Origin of the sequence: Psychrobacter sp. GW64-MNA-CIBAN-0177 (genome assembly GCF_040309585.1) — a bacterium.
Classification (GTDB): domain Bacteria; phylum Pseudomonadota; class Gammaproteobacteria; order Pseudomonadales; family Moraxellaceae; genus Psychrobacter; species Psychrobacter okhotskensis.
In genome coordinates, this window is the sequence record NZ_JBEOOY010000304.1 from 1 (window position 1) to 265 (window position 265).

1 protein-coding gene is annotated in these 265 nt (G+C 41.5%); it reads right to left on the reverse strand.

Annotation, left to right across the window (positions count from 1 at the left end; all coding sequences use genetic code 11):
* Nucleotides 1–130 precede the first annotated feature (130 nt).
* A partial coding sequence (locus AAEY79_RS15190; protein ID WP_352289301.1) for an N-succinylarginine dihydrolase occupies nucleotides 131–265 on the reverse strand: 135 nt, incomplete at its 5' end.

Genomic DNA, 265 nt, shown 5'->3' on the forward strand with positions numbered 1-265 from the left:
TGAAAACAAGGCGAATTTACGCGTCAATAGCTGGCCTATTGCAAGTAAATTCAACGCAGTTAGCGCTGAAAATAGCTGCTTGAGATAGGTTTATTATCCGGAGCTCAGGTTATTTAGCTTAAGTAAGTAATTAACCTTCTAATTGAAAGTCGTACACTGAGCCTAAATTAAGTAGTTGGGTTAGCTCATCAAGTGCTTGGTAACTTTCGCTCAGCAGTGCTGGGTCGGCAAAGTCTTTAGCACCTAATTGATCGCGGTAGTTACG